The following is a 15,297-nucleotide window of genomic DNA, read 5'->3' as shown; positions in this document are numbered from 1 at the left end:
TTTGATGAACTAGCTGCTATTCGAGCAACTTGTGTCTAGATAAAAACCTCTGATATTGATATGCCGCCCCCAGCATACATAATCCCACTAACATACAAACGACTATCTTCTGTATTAGTGAGAAGTCCTGCATATCCCAGAGCACAATCTTCAGTGCAGCTATGCCGTAGATAATTAGTGACAACTTAAGTAACTTCTGAGTTTCGGGCTTTAATGTCTGGAACAATAGTAGGGTTGCATGGACAACGAGAGCGAAAGAAACTGCCGGTAGCCACATGGCATCAAATAGCTGTGCTAATAGAGCTACGTAAACAATAATCGCGGTAACATGCACCAGCCACATATTTGCCATTCGATGACCAGACCAAACGGCTCTTGTAGGCAGGGTTTTGTGGTAAGCCAGCAGGACAGCGATGCCAAGAGAGACCAGGTTATAGGCTCCAATCCACTCTGCATTGTGCGATTTCACAATGACAGCTCCGACTTGAATCAGTGTGATTAATTCAAAAATACCCAGTGTCAGTATGTAGAAGGGCGTAAGCTGGTTGCGTACTGGTCCTAGCTTGGGTTGGCTGAAAAAGAGGCTTCCAAAATAGAGCTGGGTGAGTAGTAATGACAGGACAAAGTCATGAGTTAAAGTGTAACTGACAGCTATCAGTACTGCCGCAAAATAGTAGAAGGCCATCGGGAATACAGGCTTCAGCACCCAGTGAATAGCATGCTGCCACTCCCTACCTGCGGGGTATCGCTTTAAGCCCTGGCCAAGCCATATGAGCCCTATGAAGCTGGCGACTCCCAGTAATAGCCCCTCCATCGCCTTGCCCTGCCAGCCGACAAACTCCTGTAGGAGACAACCGCCGATAGTGATAAGGCTTGCAGCAGAAATCAAAATGCGAACTTCTTGCTTTAGATGTTCCATCCGCAGCCATGTGGAGAGGAATAAGGCAATACCACACGAGAACCACATAGCAACAGTGAAGTAGTCACTGGCTTTATACAGTATGGTAGGTAAGGCGATAATGGGTAGTAAAGCGTAAAAGAGTTTACGCAGTGCCAATGCCAGCTTCTGCCCTGGTGATTGTATTTTCAGCTGGTGATAAAGCTCCGCAAGCAACCAAAGTCCCAGGAAAGCTTCAATACTGGCGATTTTTCCGTAGGGGATTTGATCGTAGAAATGAAGGTTGCCTACAACCGATGCACTGGCTAACAGTGGGACAAACAACAGAAGGTAATGCCAGAGACCGAGCCACTCGCTAAATGCTGAATTCGTGCGCTGGCTACGCCAGATCAGGAAAGTCATTGGCAGTGGTGCCAGCAACCACATCCCTTGCGGCCAGATAATACCCACCGATAGCAGGAAGCTCGCAGATAAAAGCAGTCCGAAAGCAATCTCTGCGATATAAGTGAAACGTTGTTCTGCGGGAGTGATTTTACCGGCACTACGGCGTAATAACTGGGTGAGAGCAAAGGCTCCAGCAGTGAGGGTCAGCCAGTTAGTCCAGCCTGCACTCACCTCTAAGGATAATAGTAGTGGAGCAGGAACCAAGCTCTCAGCCACCCATACGAGAGCTTGCAAGAATAAGGTTACGCCGGCGAGGGCTAGAGCGATATAGCCCTCACTTCGCACGCTGACAAAACCAAAATGTATTCCAAGGTAAATCAGCAGGAGGCCTTCCAGGCACCACACAATGCCCAAAAAGTCAGGGCTGCAAAGTGCCAGAATTGCCAGGCCTGTTAACAAGCCCCCATGGAGTAAAGCCATTGCGAGGATACTACGGGCCGAGGAACTATTAACACTGTATCCGAACAGGTGGCGTGAGTAGATGGCGAGCGCGGCCCAGGGTATTAGATTGAGTAACCAAACCACACCTAGTGCATTAGCAGTGGGTGCTAGAGACCAGCTAATATGAATAAATAGCACCAGGTTTGCTACCAGCAAACCGAGGCGCCTCCTATCGATTTCCTTGCCACTAAGCCCACCCAGTATGTAATGGGCAAACCCGTAGAAGAAACCATGCAGTATCAGTAACAGACCCCAGTTTGAGCTAGACTCGCCCAAGTTTGCGACTGAAAACTCGAACATCCCTGCGCTGAGCACCATGGTGACCACTGCCAGCTGAGGCCATTGAATCAACTTGGACAAACGCAGCATTGCGAGCGCGAGCACCAACAAGTAGCTGAGATAAATAACTGCGGATGGATCAAAATGATTGGCCACCAAGGGCATCGTGGCTCCACCCAGCAGAGTCACCATGGAAACAACCCGGGTCTCGAATAGTAGGGCGAGTAAATAAGCAACTCCGGTAGTTACTACAAGCAGCCCCACAGCGATAGGAATCGGAACCAGCTGATAGTAAGGCCCAGTAAAGTAACCACATAAGTAAAGCAGTATGACCCCGAGAGCGATCAGTCCTGAGCCGTAATCCGCCATGTTGGGCATGCGCCGCCTGAACATTACTCCACCAGTAGTAGTCGCCGCTGCTACCAGGAAGCCTAAAGTCACTTTACCTACAGGCCCCAAATAGGCATTGAAAGAAAACTGCAACAGGTAAGCAAAGCCAAACACCAGCGCCAGGATGCCGGCAGCGGTCATAAAGAAGACAGGAGCCTTCCCTTGGCTTTGGTAGTGCCGGTAGAAACTCATTAGGGAGCCCCACACTCGGCTCATGGGTTCGAGAGCAGGTTCCAATAGGCTCGGTAGCTCCTCAGATAGCCATTTAGCCTGTCTACCAGGCTTCTCGGTTCTGTTAGGAGCATTGGTAATAGTACTTGCTGGCTGGGTTGGGGTTTCAGGAAGAGAGGGATTAGGTTGCTTTGTCGACGGGGATCTGGAGGGATGCGTACCCATCAATTGGGATAGCTCATCTTCTGGCTCATCCACTGTCGGGAGCTGGCTTGCTAACTGATCCCTAGTATCTTGCTGTGTCTGCGCTTCTAAAGCCGATAACCGCTGTTCGAATATCTCAATGCGACGGCGATTGTCTCGCTCCAGCAGAGCTAGTTCCGCGCGAAGTGATTGCAGTTCACTTTCCATATATCTTTCACTATTGTTTTTAGTGAGATTATCTCTCGTTACGCTCGGCTACAAGTATATGTAATCAAGGTTTTTGAAATACCTTTTACCAGAGGTTAATCGCACAGCTATCTAGTTTCAGGGAGTTGTTCACGCAATATTCCCGAATAGCCAAATGAGAACCCTATAATCGGTAACGAAATCGATACCTCAAAGTGATATTGATTGTTAATGATTGATTTGCCTGCGACGATCCTGGGCCTTAAGATCGAGGGAATTGGGATATGAAGAATAGAAACTGACTGTGGGTCCCAAAACCAGTTTCCTTTCTCTATGGAAACGCCAAGTCGGATATTAATTATCCCTGTTTTTTCAATCCAATAACCAGCTTTTTCTCTTGTCCCTATAGGTACAAATTCTGAAATCATTGAATGGCTATTTGAGAAAGTACGAGACCAGACTAATTTATGCTGGGTGTGCCGAATATTTACTGAAAAAGGAGATTCCTTTGTATTTTGTGGGACACCCAGCTTTCCAGCAATTCGTTTGCCTATAATTCCAGCTAGTCCAGAGCCGAACTGAACTTTAACCTCCCCGGAGAGCTTTGCCCCTGTTGTATGTAGGCGTTGTAGTAGCGGGTTTAGCTTGTTGAAGTCGGAGCCAAACCAACTGGTGACAGCATTTACCATGCTATTTTGATTGCATTGCTAGTTTCTCAATTAGCATTGGATCTTAGCTGTGTCGTTTCACGGTAGCGTGCTAATTCGTTCAGAAGCCACCTTTGGGATTCTTCTTTAGGCTTATCGGCACACTGAATATGGTAGGGCTTACCACTAAAGGTGCTCTTGGTCGCACTTAGCCTAATAAAATCCTCCGCGCTATCAATTTTGTTGGAGAAATACTTATATTTCTTCTCCATATGCTCCACTGCTTCCTGGCTAGTGTGCTCACTATCGTTGCGGATAAAGGTACACTCTGAAGCAGAGACAAACTCCATTAGGTGGTTTATTTCGTTGATAGGAGTATCTGCCTGAGCCAGGATGGAGGACATACTTAGCGAGATAATAGTAAGTAAAGTTGAGAGACTTTTAATCATTTTCCCATTCCTTGGCTGTGGAGTATCAGGGGAGTTCATTAGCGGGCCGAGAACTGGTATAGGGTCAAGAGGAGCTCTATACCAGAACTATATCAAGGCCAGCAGCCTGGTGCTTTAAGTGTTCTTAGTGACTACCACTTTTGCAGTGCACTGTACGCTCTTGCTAGCTTCCTCTCCAACAACTTCAGAAGATTCAGTCAAAATTTTTGAGACGGTAAGTTCAGAGGCAGAGATCACCTCCATCATTTCCTTTTTACAGTTGGTAATGTTGATTGCATTAGAGGTAGTCGGGTCGTAATTGATTTTGTGAGAAAAGTCTCTTTCTTCTTCACCATTACGACTTCGCTTGATGCTTTGGAACGCCTCTTTACCCGCATCTACAGTGTCCCCGATAACGTTGCCAGGCTGTACCTCAAGCGTCATACAGGAAGTGGTGGCCAAGGCTATTGCAATAATGGTTAAGAATTTGTTCATTTCTTCTTTAGGCTCTGGAAATTGTAGTGTTTAACCCTTGATAGAACGGTAAGCCTACCGTTCAGAAGTCTAGAGGATCATTTTACATGAGTCGCCTTATAGAGTCGTAACAGAACTCGAATTGTAGTTAATAATCGGGCAGGGCTGATTATATATCGCTCAATTTGGTTGATAAAAATACATGTAAGATAGAGCTTTCGTACTAGAAACTGGTTTGTAAGTGGTTCTAAGTGTTTTTTCTATAATTAGTATTATGGAATGCTTCCTAGCTATATTGAACTTATTGTCTTCTGCTCAAATTTCGACACTCGTGCGTCCTATAGGAGTTTCTGAGTCAAAGGTTTCTGATCTGTCTAGTTATTGGGTTTCTAGTCTTTTCTTTAATAATCTTGGAGAGACCCAAAAAGGTTATTTCAATCAAGTCAGTGATAAAAAAGATCAGAAGAAATTGCTACTTAACCTCTAGGATCACTTTGTTCAAAGGTCTATACAGTGAATGCCCGGTCATTAACCTAGTTGGTACGATTTATGTGTAAAATCTATAAATATCCTTAATTTTTCCATAATTTTCTTTGCTAAAGTTGCGCCCCATAAAAGTACAACAAAAAATTTTTGTTAAAAGTTCTTGGGGAGTTCATTTAATGGGTAGCTTTAAAAAAGTTCTGTGCTTCAGCTCTATCATTGCTATTTCCGCTTGTGGAGGTGGAGGCGGCGGTGGCAGTTCGAATGAAGGTGGTTCGGGTGGTGGTTCGGGTGGTGGTTCGGGTGGTGGTTCAACTAATAGCGCTCCTGAGTTTGTCTCTGCAAGTGAAGTCACTACTGAGGAAAATAGTACCGGTACTTTGCTTACACTATCCGCTAGTGATGCCAATGGGGACAGCATTAGTTACAACACTATTGGCGGCGAAGACCAGTCCCGATTTCTGATAGATAACGGTAACCAGTTGCGCTTTGGATTTGCTCCAGACTTCGAGAATCCTGCCGACGCAGATGGAGATAATATCTACCAGGTGACAATCGAGGCTAGCGATGGCAACGGAGGTCAGACGAGCCAGGAAATTGTGGTAACAGTTACTAATGTCAACGATGGCGCTCCCGAGTTTTCATCTGCAACAGAAGTTACAGTCGAAGAAGATGTAAGCGGGGTTTTTTACACCGCTATGGCTCAGGACCCAGATGGAGATGAGGTCACATTTTCATTGAGCGACGATGCTGATACTGCATTGTTTTCTATTGATTCTGCTAGCGGTGAACTTAGCTTTAACACTGCTCCAGATTTTGAGTCTCCTGCAGATAGTGACAAAGATAATTATTATCAGCTATCAATCAGCGCTGCTGATAGTGAAGGAGTCGCCAACCAGCTTACGCTACAAGTGTCTGTGACTGATCTAGTTATACCTTCCCCTCGTATGGTTTTCCCCACTGCGGGTGCCAATATGGGAGGGAAGCTTTCCAGCCTCGCTCTTACTACCAGGGTCTTAGACTTGGAAAGTGGCGAAAATACTACCGAGCAATTGTCTAGCATCACGATTGATAGTCAGTCACCGATTATGGATGCAACGTCCTCGTCAATTTGGTATCTCGATAGCACAGTTGATAAAGGTCGCGACTCCTATATTCTTTCAGCCCAGTTTGTCTCAGGCGAAACGGTCCAAAGTTTTCACTCTGTCAAGAATGAGCTTTTAATCCATTGGCCAGTGGGGGTGTCCTACGACAATTTATATGGAAGTCGGTATTTCGCTGATACCGGCTTGAACATGATATTTGAGATAGATTTTACATATACGCGCCGGGAAATTTCTGGGCCATCGGTTGGGTCCGGTCCATCTCTGAATCCAATCGATATGGTACAAAAATTCCCCACGGTGCGCGCCGATCCAGCTGATGACTACTTTATCGTATTGAATAGGGACGGGAGTATCTACTCTGTACAACGGACAACCGGTAACCGTACGCAATTGTCCACATGGGTTCCGGCAGATCTCACTTCATTGGCATTGACTGGCTATGGAGGTATTGCTTACGCCACAAGAGCACAGGGATCGTATGGAGAAATTATTGAATTTGACCTGCTGAATGGAGGTTACTCCGTGATATCCAGTTCTAATTCATCGTCCCCGATTGGCGCTGGCGCTGACATGATATATCCAAAGGGTATTGCGCTAGATGAGCCAAATGGGCAGCTTTACGTGGGTGACGACAGCACAGATTCTATACTTAGAATAGATATTGCAAGTGGTGATAGAACAACAATAAGTGGTAATGGTATCGGCAGCGGCGAACCCGTGTCGCAACCAGAGGGTTTAATCGTCGATGTTGACAGTGGCAAGATTTATGTTACCAATGGCCAAGTTCAGAATATCCTGCAAGTGGACATATCAACCGGTGATCGCACAGTTGTCACTGACTGGACCAAGGGGGAAGGATTGCGGCTTGTAAATCCCCAGTCAATTAGTCAAGGGGTCGGTAGCGATAGCCTTCTGGTGTCCGGAATTCTCTTCGACCCGGTGATCATGTCTGTCGATATCAATACGGGAGATCGTACAGAAATTTCCTCCAATCATGTTGGTACGGGCCCCAGCTATGTTTGGAACAATATAAGCTATAACCGTAAGACTGACCGGTTACTGACTGTTGTTGTAGATAGTTCCATAGCGGCGGAAATAGATTTACAAAACGGCAACCGCACCATCGCGGCTGAATTTATTCCGCCCGCTTCAGCTCGTGTTCGACCGTCTGCGATTGTTCCGGATGACTCAGGTCAATATGCATATATATTCGATGAGAGCAACGATGAATTAATTAAGCTTGATTTGGAAAGTGGTGAATTCGAGAGTATCTCTGCGCCTGGTATTGGTGAAGGCCCTGCGTTCTCCGGTGGCGTAGAAGCCATGGAGTTGGATGCCACTAACAATCACATGGTTTTGCTACAGGATACAGGGTTAGTAAGCGTAGATCTTGATAGTGGCGATAGGGAAGTTATCTCTGATAATAATACCGGCATAGGGCCCTCCTTTGACTCCGCCAACGGCTTAGCTTTGGATCTCACTAATAACCGTGCGTTTGTTAGCGATTACGGGACTGGTGGTATCTGGCAAGTGGAACTGACTACCGGTGAAATAAGCACTTTTGTTTCGTCTGTGAATGGCGGCACCGCAGATATGGACCCTCATGATGTGGTTTTGGATACAATTGGTAACCGTCTTTTAGTAGGTACCCGCAGCGGAAATTTAGTAGCCATTGATATGGACGACTTTTCACAGTCAATTCTATCTAGTGGCAAGGGTTGTGATAGCGACTGCCGTGGTGACGGAATTGAAGTGGAGAGCCTCTCCTCCATGGCTATTGACACAGAAGGCCGCCGTCTCTTTGCCTACGATGGTGGCTGGAATGGCGTGCAAGGAGTTGTTGTTATTGACTTGCGTTCTGGCCAACGCGCACTGGCTTCCAAATAGGAGCCTACCGGGTCCCAAATAAAGGGGGCCCGGTATCTTTATATCGAATTACGAGGCTTGTATAGCAGGTGCTGGAACTACGAGATGATTCTGGATCGGTATTGGAAGCCCTGCTTGAATGGCAAGTCCTTTAAAAACGGCAATAAATAATTCTACAGTAGCTCAATAAAAGAAGCCCCAGAAAATAGAATTCTCTGAGGTTATCTATTTCTAATCAATAAGCGCTTATGCCTTTTGAATAGCGCTGATAGACTTTAGAAATATTTATAGAAATGCCACTTACAGCTAGCAATTCATAATGAACAAGTCCAGCCTACGCCAGATCACGGCTGGTAGAGAGGGTAGTCGGTATATCCTACTTCGGTGCCGCCATACATAGTGTTTGGATCAACCTGATTGAGTGGCCATTCATTGCGAATACGCGTGGGAAGATCCGGGTTGGCAATAAAAGGTCGGCCAAAGCCAAAGATATCTCCATGACCTGCGTCAAGCACCCGCAAAGCTTTCTCGGGGGAATACTTTCCTGCATACATGATGCGTCCGCCAAAGATTTCACGTACTTCTCGATAGAAATTCTCAGGTAAATCCGGTGCATTATCCCAATCCGCCTCGGCCAGTGACAGATAGGCAATTCCAGCTTCGTTTAGCAGCTTGATAGCCTCGATATAAGTCTTGTGGGGATCACTCTCTACCAGACCTAGGTAGACTCTGTCCTCATCGGTACTTTCGAAAAGCGGTGCAAACCGGACACCGAGTCGTTCGCTGCCGACTTCTTCTGATACCGCTGCAACAATTTCTTTAAGGAAACGCAGACGATTTTCCAAACTACCACCATACTCATCATCGCGATGATTGGTATGTTCTGAAATAAACTGGTTCACAAGGTAACCGTTGGCACAGTGTAGCTCAACACCATCAAAACCAGCTTCCATCGCATTTCGTGCGGCTTGGGCATAGAGTTGAACCAGTTCTTTAACTTCCTCTGTTGTCAGCGCACGAGGCTCACTGGGGTCAGCCAGGGCGCCTTGTCCTGGACCTGTCTCGATAAATACCTTAACTGCGTCTGCACGGATAGCAGATGGCGCAACGGGCGCTGCATTGCCAGGCTGTAGTGAAGTGTGGGATACACGCCCAACATGCCAGAGCTGGGCAAAGATGATACCGCCTTGATCGTGCACGGCTTTGGTCACTTTTTTCCAGCCTTCGATCTGTTCCTTCGAATAGATTCCGGGTGTCCAAGCGTAGCCCTGGCCTCTTGGTTCGATTTGCGTGCCCTCTGTAACCATAAACCCAGCACCAGCACGCTGTGAGTAATAGTTAGCCATCAAGTCATTGGCAATATTTCCAGGCTGGCTACTGCGTGATCGGGTCAGGGGTGGCAGAACAATACGGTTTTTCAGGGTGTAAGGGCCCAGGTTGATCTCACTGAATAGTGACTCGTTTTTCATAATGACCTTCCTGTTAAAAACTGACTGCAGCGAGTGTTTGAAAAGACACAGGTAAAAAGCAGCGGTGATAAGGGCAACTGAATAGCCCCAGCGAGTTTTGGCTGTGCCTTGTGATGGTGGGAATACTAGAGGTGCAAGGATACAATTTGAAACAACTACTCTTTGTCTTGGTTACAAATATGAATGGTATAAGCCGCCTGGACCTAAAACAGCTACGTATACTGGAAGCACTGCTTCAAGAGAGGAATCTATCCCGGGTAGCGGAAAAGGTGGGGTTAACCCAGCAAGCGATAAGCGAACAGTTGCGTAAGCTGAGAGAAGTGTTTGATGACCGGCTGTTTATCCGGCAAGGCAACGGTATGGTGCCCACCCCTGTTGCTGAGCAGCTGGGAGGCAGGATCAGTAGTATTTTGAAGGATGTAGAGTCACTGCTAACCCCAATAGCGTTTGATCCGGCAACTTATAGAGGGATTTTTAGTATTAGTGCCACGGATTACGCAATTCAATCGGTACTGCCCCAGCTATTAGAGGTTGTCCGTAAATCTGCCCCGGAACTTAAAGTTATCGTCAGGGACTTTGAAACAGATAATCTCAATCAGTTAATGGTTGCTGGTGAGATCGACTTAGCGCTTACCTTTCCTGATTTCATCCCGGATGACCTGCCATACAAATTGCTATTTGAGGAGCAACATGTCTGTATAGCGGGAAAAAAGTCTCCACTGAAGAGTAAGTCATTAACGTTGGCAGACGTAGCCGAGCTTCCGCAACTGATCATTTCACCGTCACGGGCAAACCTCAAAGGATCACACGATGAGTGGTTTGCGATGCAGGGGCTAAAACGCAATATTGTTATGTCGATACCCAGCTTCTCTGCTGCCCCAGATATAATTGCAGCTACAGACACAATTGCGTTCTATCCCTCAAGACTTCTACCCAATAAAAAAGTTATTCCCCTTAAGTTGGACACGCAAACACCAAAATTTGAGGTTATAGCAGCATGGCATAGTCGATCTAACCATAGCCAGCTTCATATGTGGATGGTTGAACAGTTGATGAAACTTTTTAAGTAGCCTCTTGGGTAACTAATAGACTCCTATATAGAGCGTTAGAAGTATACAAAAGAATAATATTTGGAATTAAATCGCGGTGGGAAAATAAGATGGTTTATTGAGAACCATCTTATTTTTTAAAACTAAAACAGGTTGTATTTCTATTCCCGTAAGAATAACTCAGCCACTTCTTTTTTAGCGGCAACAACATAGGTAATCATTAGGTTTTCCTGATTAATATCAGTCAAATAATCGATATCTCTATGCACTGCTCTCAAAATAGAAAAGTTACTGGTGTCGAGGTCGTAAGACCATAACTGATCATCTCGATTGATTGAGTAAATCACATTCTCTTTGAGTACAAACCTTTTCTCACTGCCCTGATGAACCAGCTCTTCGATTAGCTGGTCTTCCGCAGGGCCAGGCTGCCAGAAGCGGTTCATATGATCCATATAGATCAGCTGGCCATCCTTGCTTCGTTGGGCCCAGTTAACTTGGGTATCGTTGATAATGCTTACTTCAAGATTATCCAAGTTTACTTCTGCAAACTTTGTAACGCCTTTAACCGTTAAAGTTAACAGCGCGAGGTTACTTACACTATCCCACTGGAATAGTCGGTCAACTGGATGCGCTAGTGAATAGGCTTCTCTGCTACCGTCCAGGGAGATTTTAGTCAGTACCTGATTGGCACTCGCCAGTATGTTTTGGCCGTCGGCGGACCAGCTAATACCGTAGATATTGGTATCCATTGGAAACTGGCTGACTTGCCGTAAATCGCTGCCATCAGTTATCCACACCTGGTCTTCACCAGAGCGCCTGGATGTAAATGCAATCAAGTTGCCATTGGGTTGGAAAATGCCATCATCTTCTCCCAAAATCGACCGTGTTGTGCTTGGGTAGAGTTCGCTGACATCTTCCTCCGAAGGTGTTTCGAATGACTCAGATTGGTTAAGCGGTATTGATGCAATATCACTATCGTATCGGCCCTTAATGAGAAGTGCCCTCTGCCCATTTGGGTGAAAATCGGGTGTGCTGGCAGATTGATCCAAAGGCAAATCGAGCTTACTGACCTTTCCATCGTAAGTAAGAGAGAAGAGTCGTCGGCCTGTGCTAAAGATTAACTCATCTTTAAGCGGCGAAAAGTTAGGGGATATAGTCCTGCGCTGGGGGATTTCATCTGGATAGTCTACCGGGTGGCTGGATAAAAGTGCCCCTTTGGAATCCAGCATATCGATATAAAGCTGGCCATCTTGGTGATGGCTGGTTACAGCTATTAACCCATCAGCGATTGAGTAATCAAAGTAGGCCAGATTTCCATTCTCCAGATCATAAAGGACTCGACTGGTATTATCCCTGACTGAATAGTTGATCAACCGCCAACGGTTAGTCTCTTTATGCAAAATAGCGAGATCATTGTTATTTAACCATACAGGGTTCCTAATGGCCGAGTTCTTACAGCGCATTAATACATTTGGTTGTTGTGGGCTTACCAATGCCTTTTGAAAATCCAGGCTTACCAGGTTGTAACAGGTATTCTGGGTTAGCGGTATGGTGCAGTCTTCTTCGGAAATAAATACCAGTTTCTTGCCGTCTGGTGATAGTGTATGGCGGCCATAAGTACCCCATTCTGGAGTTAATTCCGTCTCCTTCTGGGTATGTATATTCCTGGCCCAGATTTTATTAACACAGAGCTTATCTAGATAACGATTAAAAATAATATATTCACCATCTGGCGAATAAGAGGGGCCAAATTCTTTGCGGTCAGTTGCGGTTACTGCCTGTAATCGATCAAATACAAGCTGAGAGCTTTGCTCGGGTGGAGAGTATTTAAATATAGCAAATACTAATAATACCAACCCGACAAGTGCAAAGATTGGAAATCGATTTGGTTTGATAGTCTGGGCTTGGTGGCTTGGATTAGCCGGTGTTATATCTATTTCAGGCTTAGGGGAAGTGGGGGAGGGAGCTTCTTCTTTCGGTGCTGTCTTATCCTGAGGAATAGAATCATCATCTTGCCAAACAATATCGCACTCCAGGCTATAACCCTGTTTGGCGTGAGTTCTAATATAAGACTGCTGCTTTCGATCCTCACCCAAGGCTTTTCTAAGTTGCGCAATACTTCTTTGCAGCGTATTTGGTGTGACTATTGTATCGGGCCAGACTTCAGACAGTAGCTCATCCTGGCTCACCACTTTTCGCTGATGCTTTGCCAAGTGGGTTAAGACAGCAAGGGCTTTTGGGGGGATAGTTTGCGATTGCTCACTTCGGGTGATCTGGTTTCTGGATAAATCAATAAAGAAGTCACCCACCCAATATTGTAAAGCCATTGATGTATCTACCTGAACAAAATTTGAGCTGAATTTTTGCCGTCGATACTAGCATAAACCCTGATTACATCTAAAGCGTGCTTTGTAACTCATTGATAAATAAGAACTTTATGCCAGCAGCACAAAGTCATCCAAAAATCAGGAGCATTTCAGGTGTTTCATTGGCTCCTTATTTATATTGAGCGCTTCTCCGATCACATGTAACGGTATAAATACTGATATGAAAAAGCGTTTACTAGTCGCCTTTCTCCTGTTGCTACCTATCGCTGCCCTTGAAGCAGGTGAGCATAAGGCCCTGGAGTTATCCACAATCCAAGTAATACCCATTCAGGACTCCAGCAGTAACAGAGAATACGAGCTGTTTATTAAGCTGCCTGAAAAATACGAGGAGAGTGATACTAAGAAGCACCCGGTTATTTACTATACAGATGCTTTATGGGCAGTTGAAATACTATCGGCCACTACTGAATACGCACTGGAAGATGCCATTTTGGTGGGTATTGGTTGGCAGAAAGATAAGCCAGCTGATGAAAATGAATGGTCGAGTCGATATCGGGACTTTAAGCCAGCACTACCCTCAGATAATAAAGATAAAAAAACCTATAAAGGAGAGGCTCATCAGCATCTCGCCTTTATAAGAAATGACGTTATTAAGTATATCGAAAGCAATTACCGCGCAAATCCAGATAACCGTACTTATTTCGGTTACTCATTCGGAGGGCTCTTTGGGGTTTATGCCTTAATAAGCCAACCGGATACTTTTCAAAACTACATTATCGGTAGCCCATCAAGATTGATAGGCACTTATATGGATTCCCGGCTTGAATCAGAGCCTAACAAACCGTTGATGGAACTACCCAAGCAAACAAACGTATTTATTGCTTACGGTGCATTAGAGAAGGAGCTCGGCGCTACGGTAGAAAAGTTTGTTGGCGAGTTAAAGGGCCAAAAATTGGCTAACTTATCTCTGGAGCCGGTGGTTATCGAATCGGCGAATCACACTACAGCATTCCCAAAGACATCCGTGCGCAGTATTTATTGGCTTGCCGATAAGCTGAAACACTAATCAATGGAATATCGAATCATATTAATTATAAATAAATTTGGGCTCTAAGATGATTATTAAAAAGCTAATCGCAATCGGCTTAATGTATGGCATAAGCGCCACTGCGAGCGCAGGAGATTTGCATGCTCCAGAAATAAATATGGCCGACTATGGTAGTGACCTCACAGGCCTGGAGAGATCAATACCAAAGCTTAAAAAAGCATTTATTGATACAACTCCAGCGGATAGAAAAGACGGTATTCCTGTTGGTGAGATAGATGTAATCAAGGAGAGTTTGCAACAGCTGGCACTAGAAATAGCTGATAACCAACATACACCTTACGATAGCTTGCTAATTGCACAAAACAACAAACTGGTATTTGAATCCTATTACTCCCTTGGTCGTGTCAATTTTCCTCACCCACAAGCGTCTGCCACCAAGGCCTATACAGCCCTGGCAATTGGGAGGGCGATACAGTTAGGTCATTTGACCATGGAAGACCTAGACAAGCCTGTCACTTCCTTCCTCAAAGGATTGGATAGGAAGCAGTTTGTTAAAGGCGCAGACCTTGTCACACTGAATCATGCTATGAGCATGCAGTCAGGAATCCGTATTGCAGAGGAAAAACTCGATGTCTTACTGGAAAACAAAGAGCAGTTAACCGGAAAAAAGCTGGCCCAAATCTATCTAAGTCACAGTAAGCCGATCACTTCTGATTCGCAAACTTATTTATACCAAGGCTCAGACCCAATGATTGCAATGCTGGTTCTGGATGCTGTAGTTCCCGGCACCGCGAGTGACTTTATTAAAGAAGAGCTGCTGGAGAAGATGGGGATAGATATCTATCACTGGAAGGAAGCTGTTAGTGGGGTGCCCCAGGCAGGATCAAGAGCCATGATGACATCGCGCAGTATGGTTAAGTGGGGCACTTTGGTACTTAATAAGGGAAAATGGAATGGCCACCAGTTAATACCGGAGGCGTATATTGCCAAGGCTACTGGTAAAGTAGCTGTTCCCAAAGATGATGAGTTTGACTACACCAATTTTTCATACGGCTACTTCTTCTGGCGAACGCCTTTGAAGGTTGGAAACAAGAAATATATTGCAAAGTTTGGCTGGGGCGGTGGTGGCCAGTATGTGATCTCCATTGAAGATCTTGATTTAGTGATTGCGATCACCGGCCACAGAGATGATGACAAAACCCTGGGTTTGATAGAACAACGTATTTTGCCGGCCTTTGCATCTTCTGCATTAGGTGGTACAGCTGGCTAAATTGTTACATTAATTGACCTTGCCTAGGCACTGTTAAACTTTCCTGTCCAGCATTTGGGGCCTTTGGAATAAGGAAGCCCTAAATGCCGGACAGATTGTTCGATTACACAAGGGTTG

General features: G+C 45.5%; 10 protein-coding genes. 4 read left to right on the top strand and 6 right to left on the bottom strand.

The window, feature by feature from the left end; translation table 11 throughout:
- Positions 1-16: 16 nt before the first annotated feature.
- The 4 genes from ACG1BZ_RS19750 to ACG1BZ_RS19735 form a co-directional block, all read right to left on the bottom strand.
- The gene (locus ACG1BZ_RS19750; RefSeq protein WP_413663304.1) at positions 17-3,034 is read right to left on the bottom strand and encodes a DUF2339 domain-containing protein; all 3,018 of its coding nucleotides are present in this window, start codon (positions 3,032-3,034) and stop codon (positions 17-19) included.
- Positions 3,035-3,141: 107 nt separating this feature from the next.
- The gene (locus tag ACG1BZ_RS19745) at positions 3,142-3,702 is read right to left on the bottom strand and encodes a DUF4166 domain-containing protein (protein ID WP_413663303.1); all 561 of its coding nucleotides are present in this window, start codon (positions 3,700-3,702) and stop codon (positions 3,142-3,144) included.
- Between the two features lie 26 nt (positions 3,703-3,728).
- Entirely contained in the window at positions 3,729-4,109 is a 381-nt protein-coding gene (locus tag ACG1BZ_RS19740; protein ID WP_413663302.1) for a DUF5329 family protein, read from the bottom strand.
- Between the two features lie 114 nt (positions 4,110-4,223).
- Positions 4,224-4,583 (bottom strand): hypothetical protein, encoded by a 360-nt coding sequence (locus ACG1BZ_RS19735; RefSeq protein ID WP_413663301.1) that lies wholly within the window; start codon positions 4,581-4,583, stop codon positions 4,224-4,226.
- Between the two features lie 641 nt (positions 4,584-5,224).
- Between ACG1BZ_RS19735 and ACG1BZ_RS19730 the strand changes: the two genes are divergently transcribed.
- A complete protein-coding gene (locus tag ACG1BZ_RS19730) occupies positions 5,225-8,038 on the top strand; it encodes an Ig-like domain-containing protein (protein ID WP_413663300.1) in 2,814 nt (937 codons plus the stop codon).
- Between the two features lie 323 nt (positions 8,039-8,361).
- On the opposite strand, the gene ACG1BZ_RS19725 is transcribed toward ACG1BZ_RS19730, so the two are convergent.
- Positions 8,362-9,486 (bottom strand): alkene reductase, encoded by a 1,125-nt coding sequence (locus tag ACG1BZ_RS19725; protein WP_413663299.1) that lies wholly within the window; start codon positions 9,484-9,486, stop codon positions 8,362-8,364.
- Positions 9,487-9,632: 146 nt separating this feature from the next.
- Here ACG1BZ_RS19725 and ACG1BZ_RS19720 point away from each other — a divergent pair, with 146 nt between their 5' ends.
- On the top strand, positions 9,633-10,556 hold the full coding sequence (locus ACG1BZ_RS19720) for a LysR family transcriptional regulator (protein ID WP_413663298.1): 924 nt from the start codon (positions 9,633-9,635) through the stop codon (positions 10,554-10,556).
- 140 nt (positions 10,557-10,696) lie between these two features.
- On the opposite strand, the gene ACG1BZ_RS19715 is transcribed toward ACG1BZ_RS19720, so the two are convergent.
- On the bottom strand, positions 10,697-12,862 hold the full coding sequence (locus ACG1BZ_RS19715) for a winged helix-turn-helix domain-containing protein (protein WP_413663297.1): 2,166 nt from the start codon (positions 12,860-12,862) through the stop codon (positions 10,697-10,699).
- Between the two features lie 220 nt (positions 12,863-13,082).
- Here ACG1BZ_RS19715 and ACG1BZ_RS19710 point away from each other — a divergent pair, with 220 nt between their 5' ends.
- Together ACG1BZ_RS19710 and ACG1BZ_RS19705 are read left to right on the top strand one after the other, a co-directional pair.
- Entirely contained in the window at positions 13,083-13,928 is an 846-nt protein-coding gene (locus tag ACG1BZ_RS19710; RefSeq protein WP_413663296.1) for an alpha/beta hydrolase, read from the top strand.
- A 49-nt stretch (positions 13,929-13,977) separates the two neighbouring features.
- Positions 13,978-15,180 carry a serine hydrolase domain-containing protein gene (locus tag ACG1BZ_RS19705; RefSeq protein ID WP_413663295.1) on the top strand — a complete coding sequence of 401 codons (1,203 nt, stop codon included), beginning with the start codon at positions 13,978-13,980 and terminating at the stop codon, positions 15,178-15,180.
- Positions 15,181-15,297: the final 117 nt, after the last annotated feature.

Source organism: Microbulbifer sp. CNSA002 (genome assembly GCF_047324085.1).
Lineage (GTDB): Bacteria > Pseudomonadota > Gammaproteobacteria > Pseudomonadales > Cellvibrionaceae > Microbulbifer.
This window is presented reverse-complemented; position numbering and strand designations above follow the sequence as displayed.

What these genes read in the sequence shown, in the direction of transcription:
- ACG1BZ_RS19745 (WP_413663303.1), bottom strand. Translation starts at nt 3,702, where the DNA reads ATGGTAAATGCTGTCACCAGTTGGTTTGGCTCCGACTTCAACAAGCTA.
- ACG1BZ_RS19725 (WP_413663299.1), bottom strand. Translation starts at nt 9,486, where the DNA reads ATGAAAAACGAGTCACTATTCAGTGAGATCAACCTGGGCCCTTACACC.
- ACG1BZ_RS19730 (WP_413663300.1), top strand. Translation starts at nt 5,225, where the DNA reads ATGGGTAGCTTTAAAAAAGTTCTGTGCTTCAGCTCTATCATTGCTATT.
- ACG1BZ_RS19735 (WP_413663301.1), bottom strand. Translation starts at nt 4,583, where the DNA reads ATGAACAAATTCTTAACCATTATTGCAATAGCCTTGGCCACCACTTCC.
- ACG1BZ_RS19710 (WP_413663296.1), top strand. Translation starts at nt 13,083, where the DNA reads ATGAAAAAGCGTTTACTAGTCGCCTTTCTCCTGTTGCTACCTATCGCT.
- ACG1BZ_RS19715 (WP_413663297.1), bottom strand. Translation starts at nt 12,862, where the DNA reads ATGGCTTTACAATATTGGGTGGGTGACTTCTTTATTGATTTATCCAGA.
- ACG1BZ_RS19740 (WP_413663302.1), bottom strand. Translation starts at nt 4,109, where the DNA reads ATGATTAAAAGTCTCTCAACTTTACTTACTATTATCTCGCTAAGTATG.
- ACG1BZ_RS19705 (WP_413663295.1), top strand. Translation starts at nt 13,978, where the DNA reads ATGATTATTAAAAAGCTAATCGCAATCGGCTTAATGTATGGCATAAGC.
- ACG1BZ_RS19750 (WP_413663304.1), bottom strand. Translation starts at nt 3,034, where the DNA reads ATGGAAAGTGAACTGCAATCACTTCGCGCGGAACTAGCTCTGCTGGAG.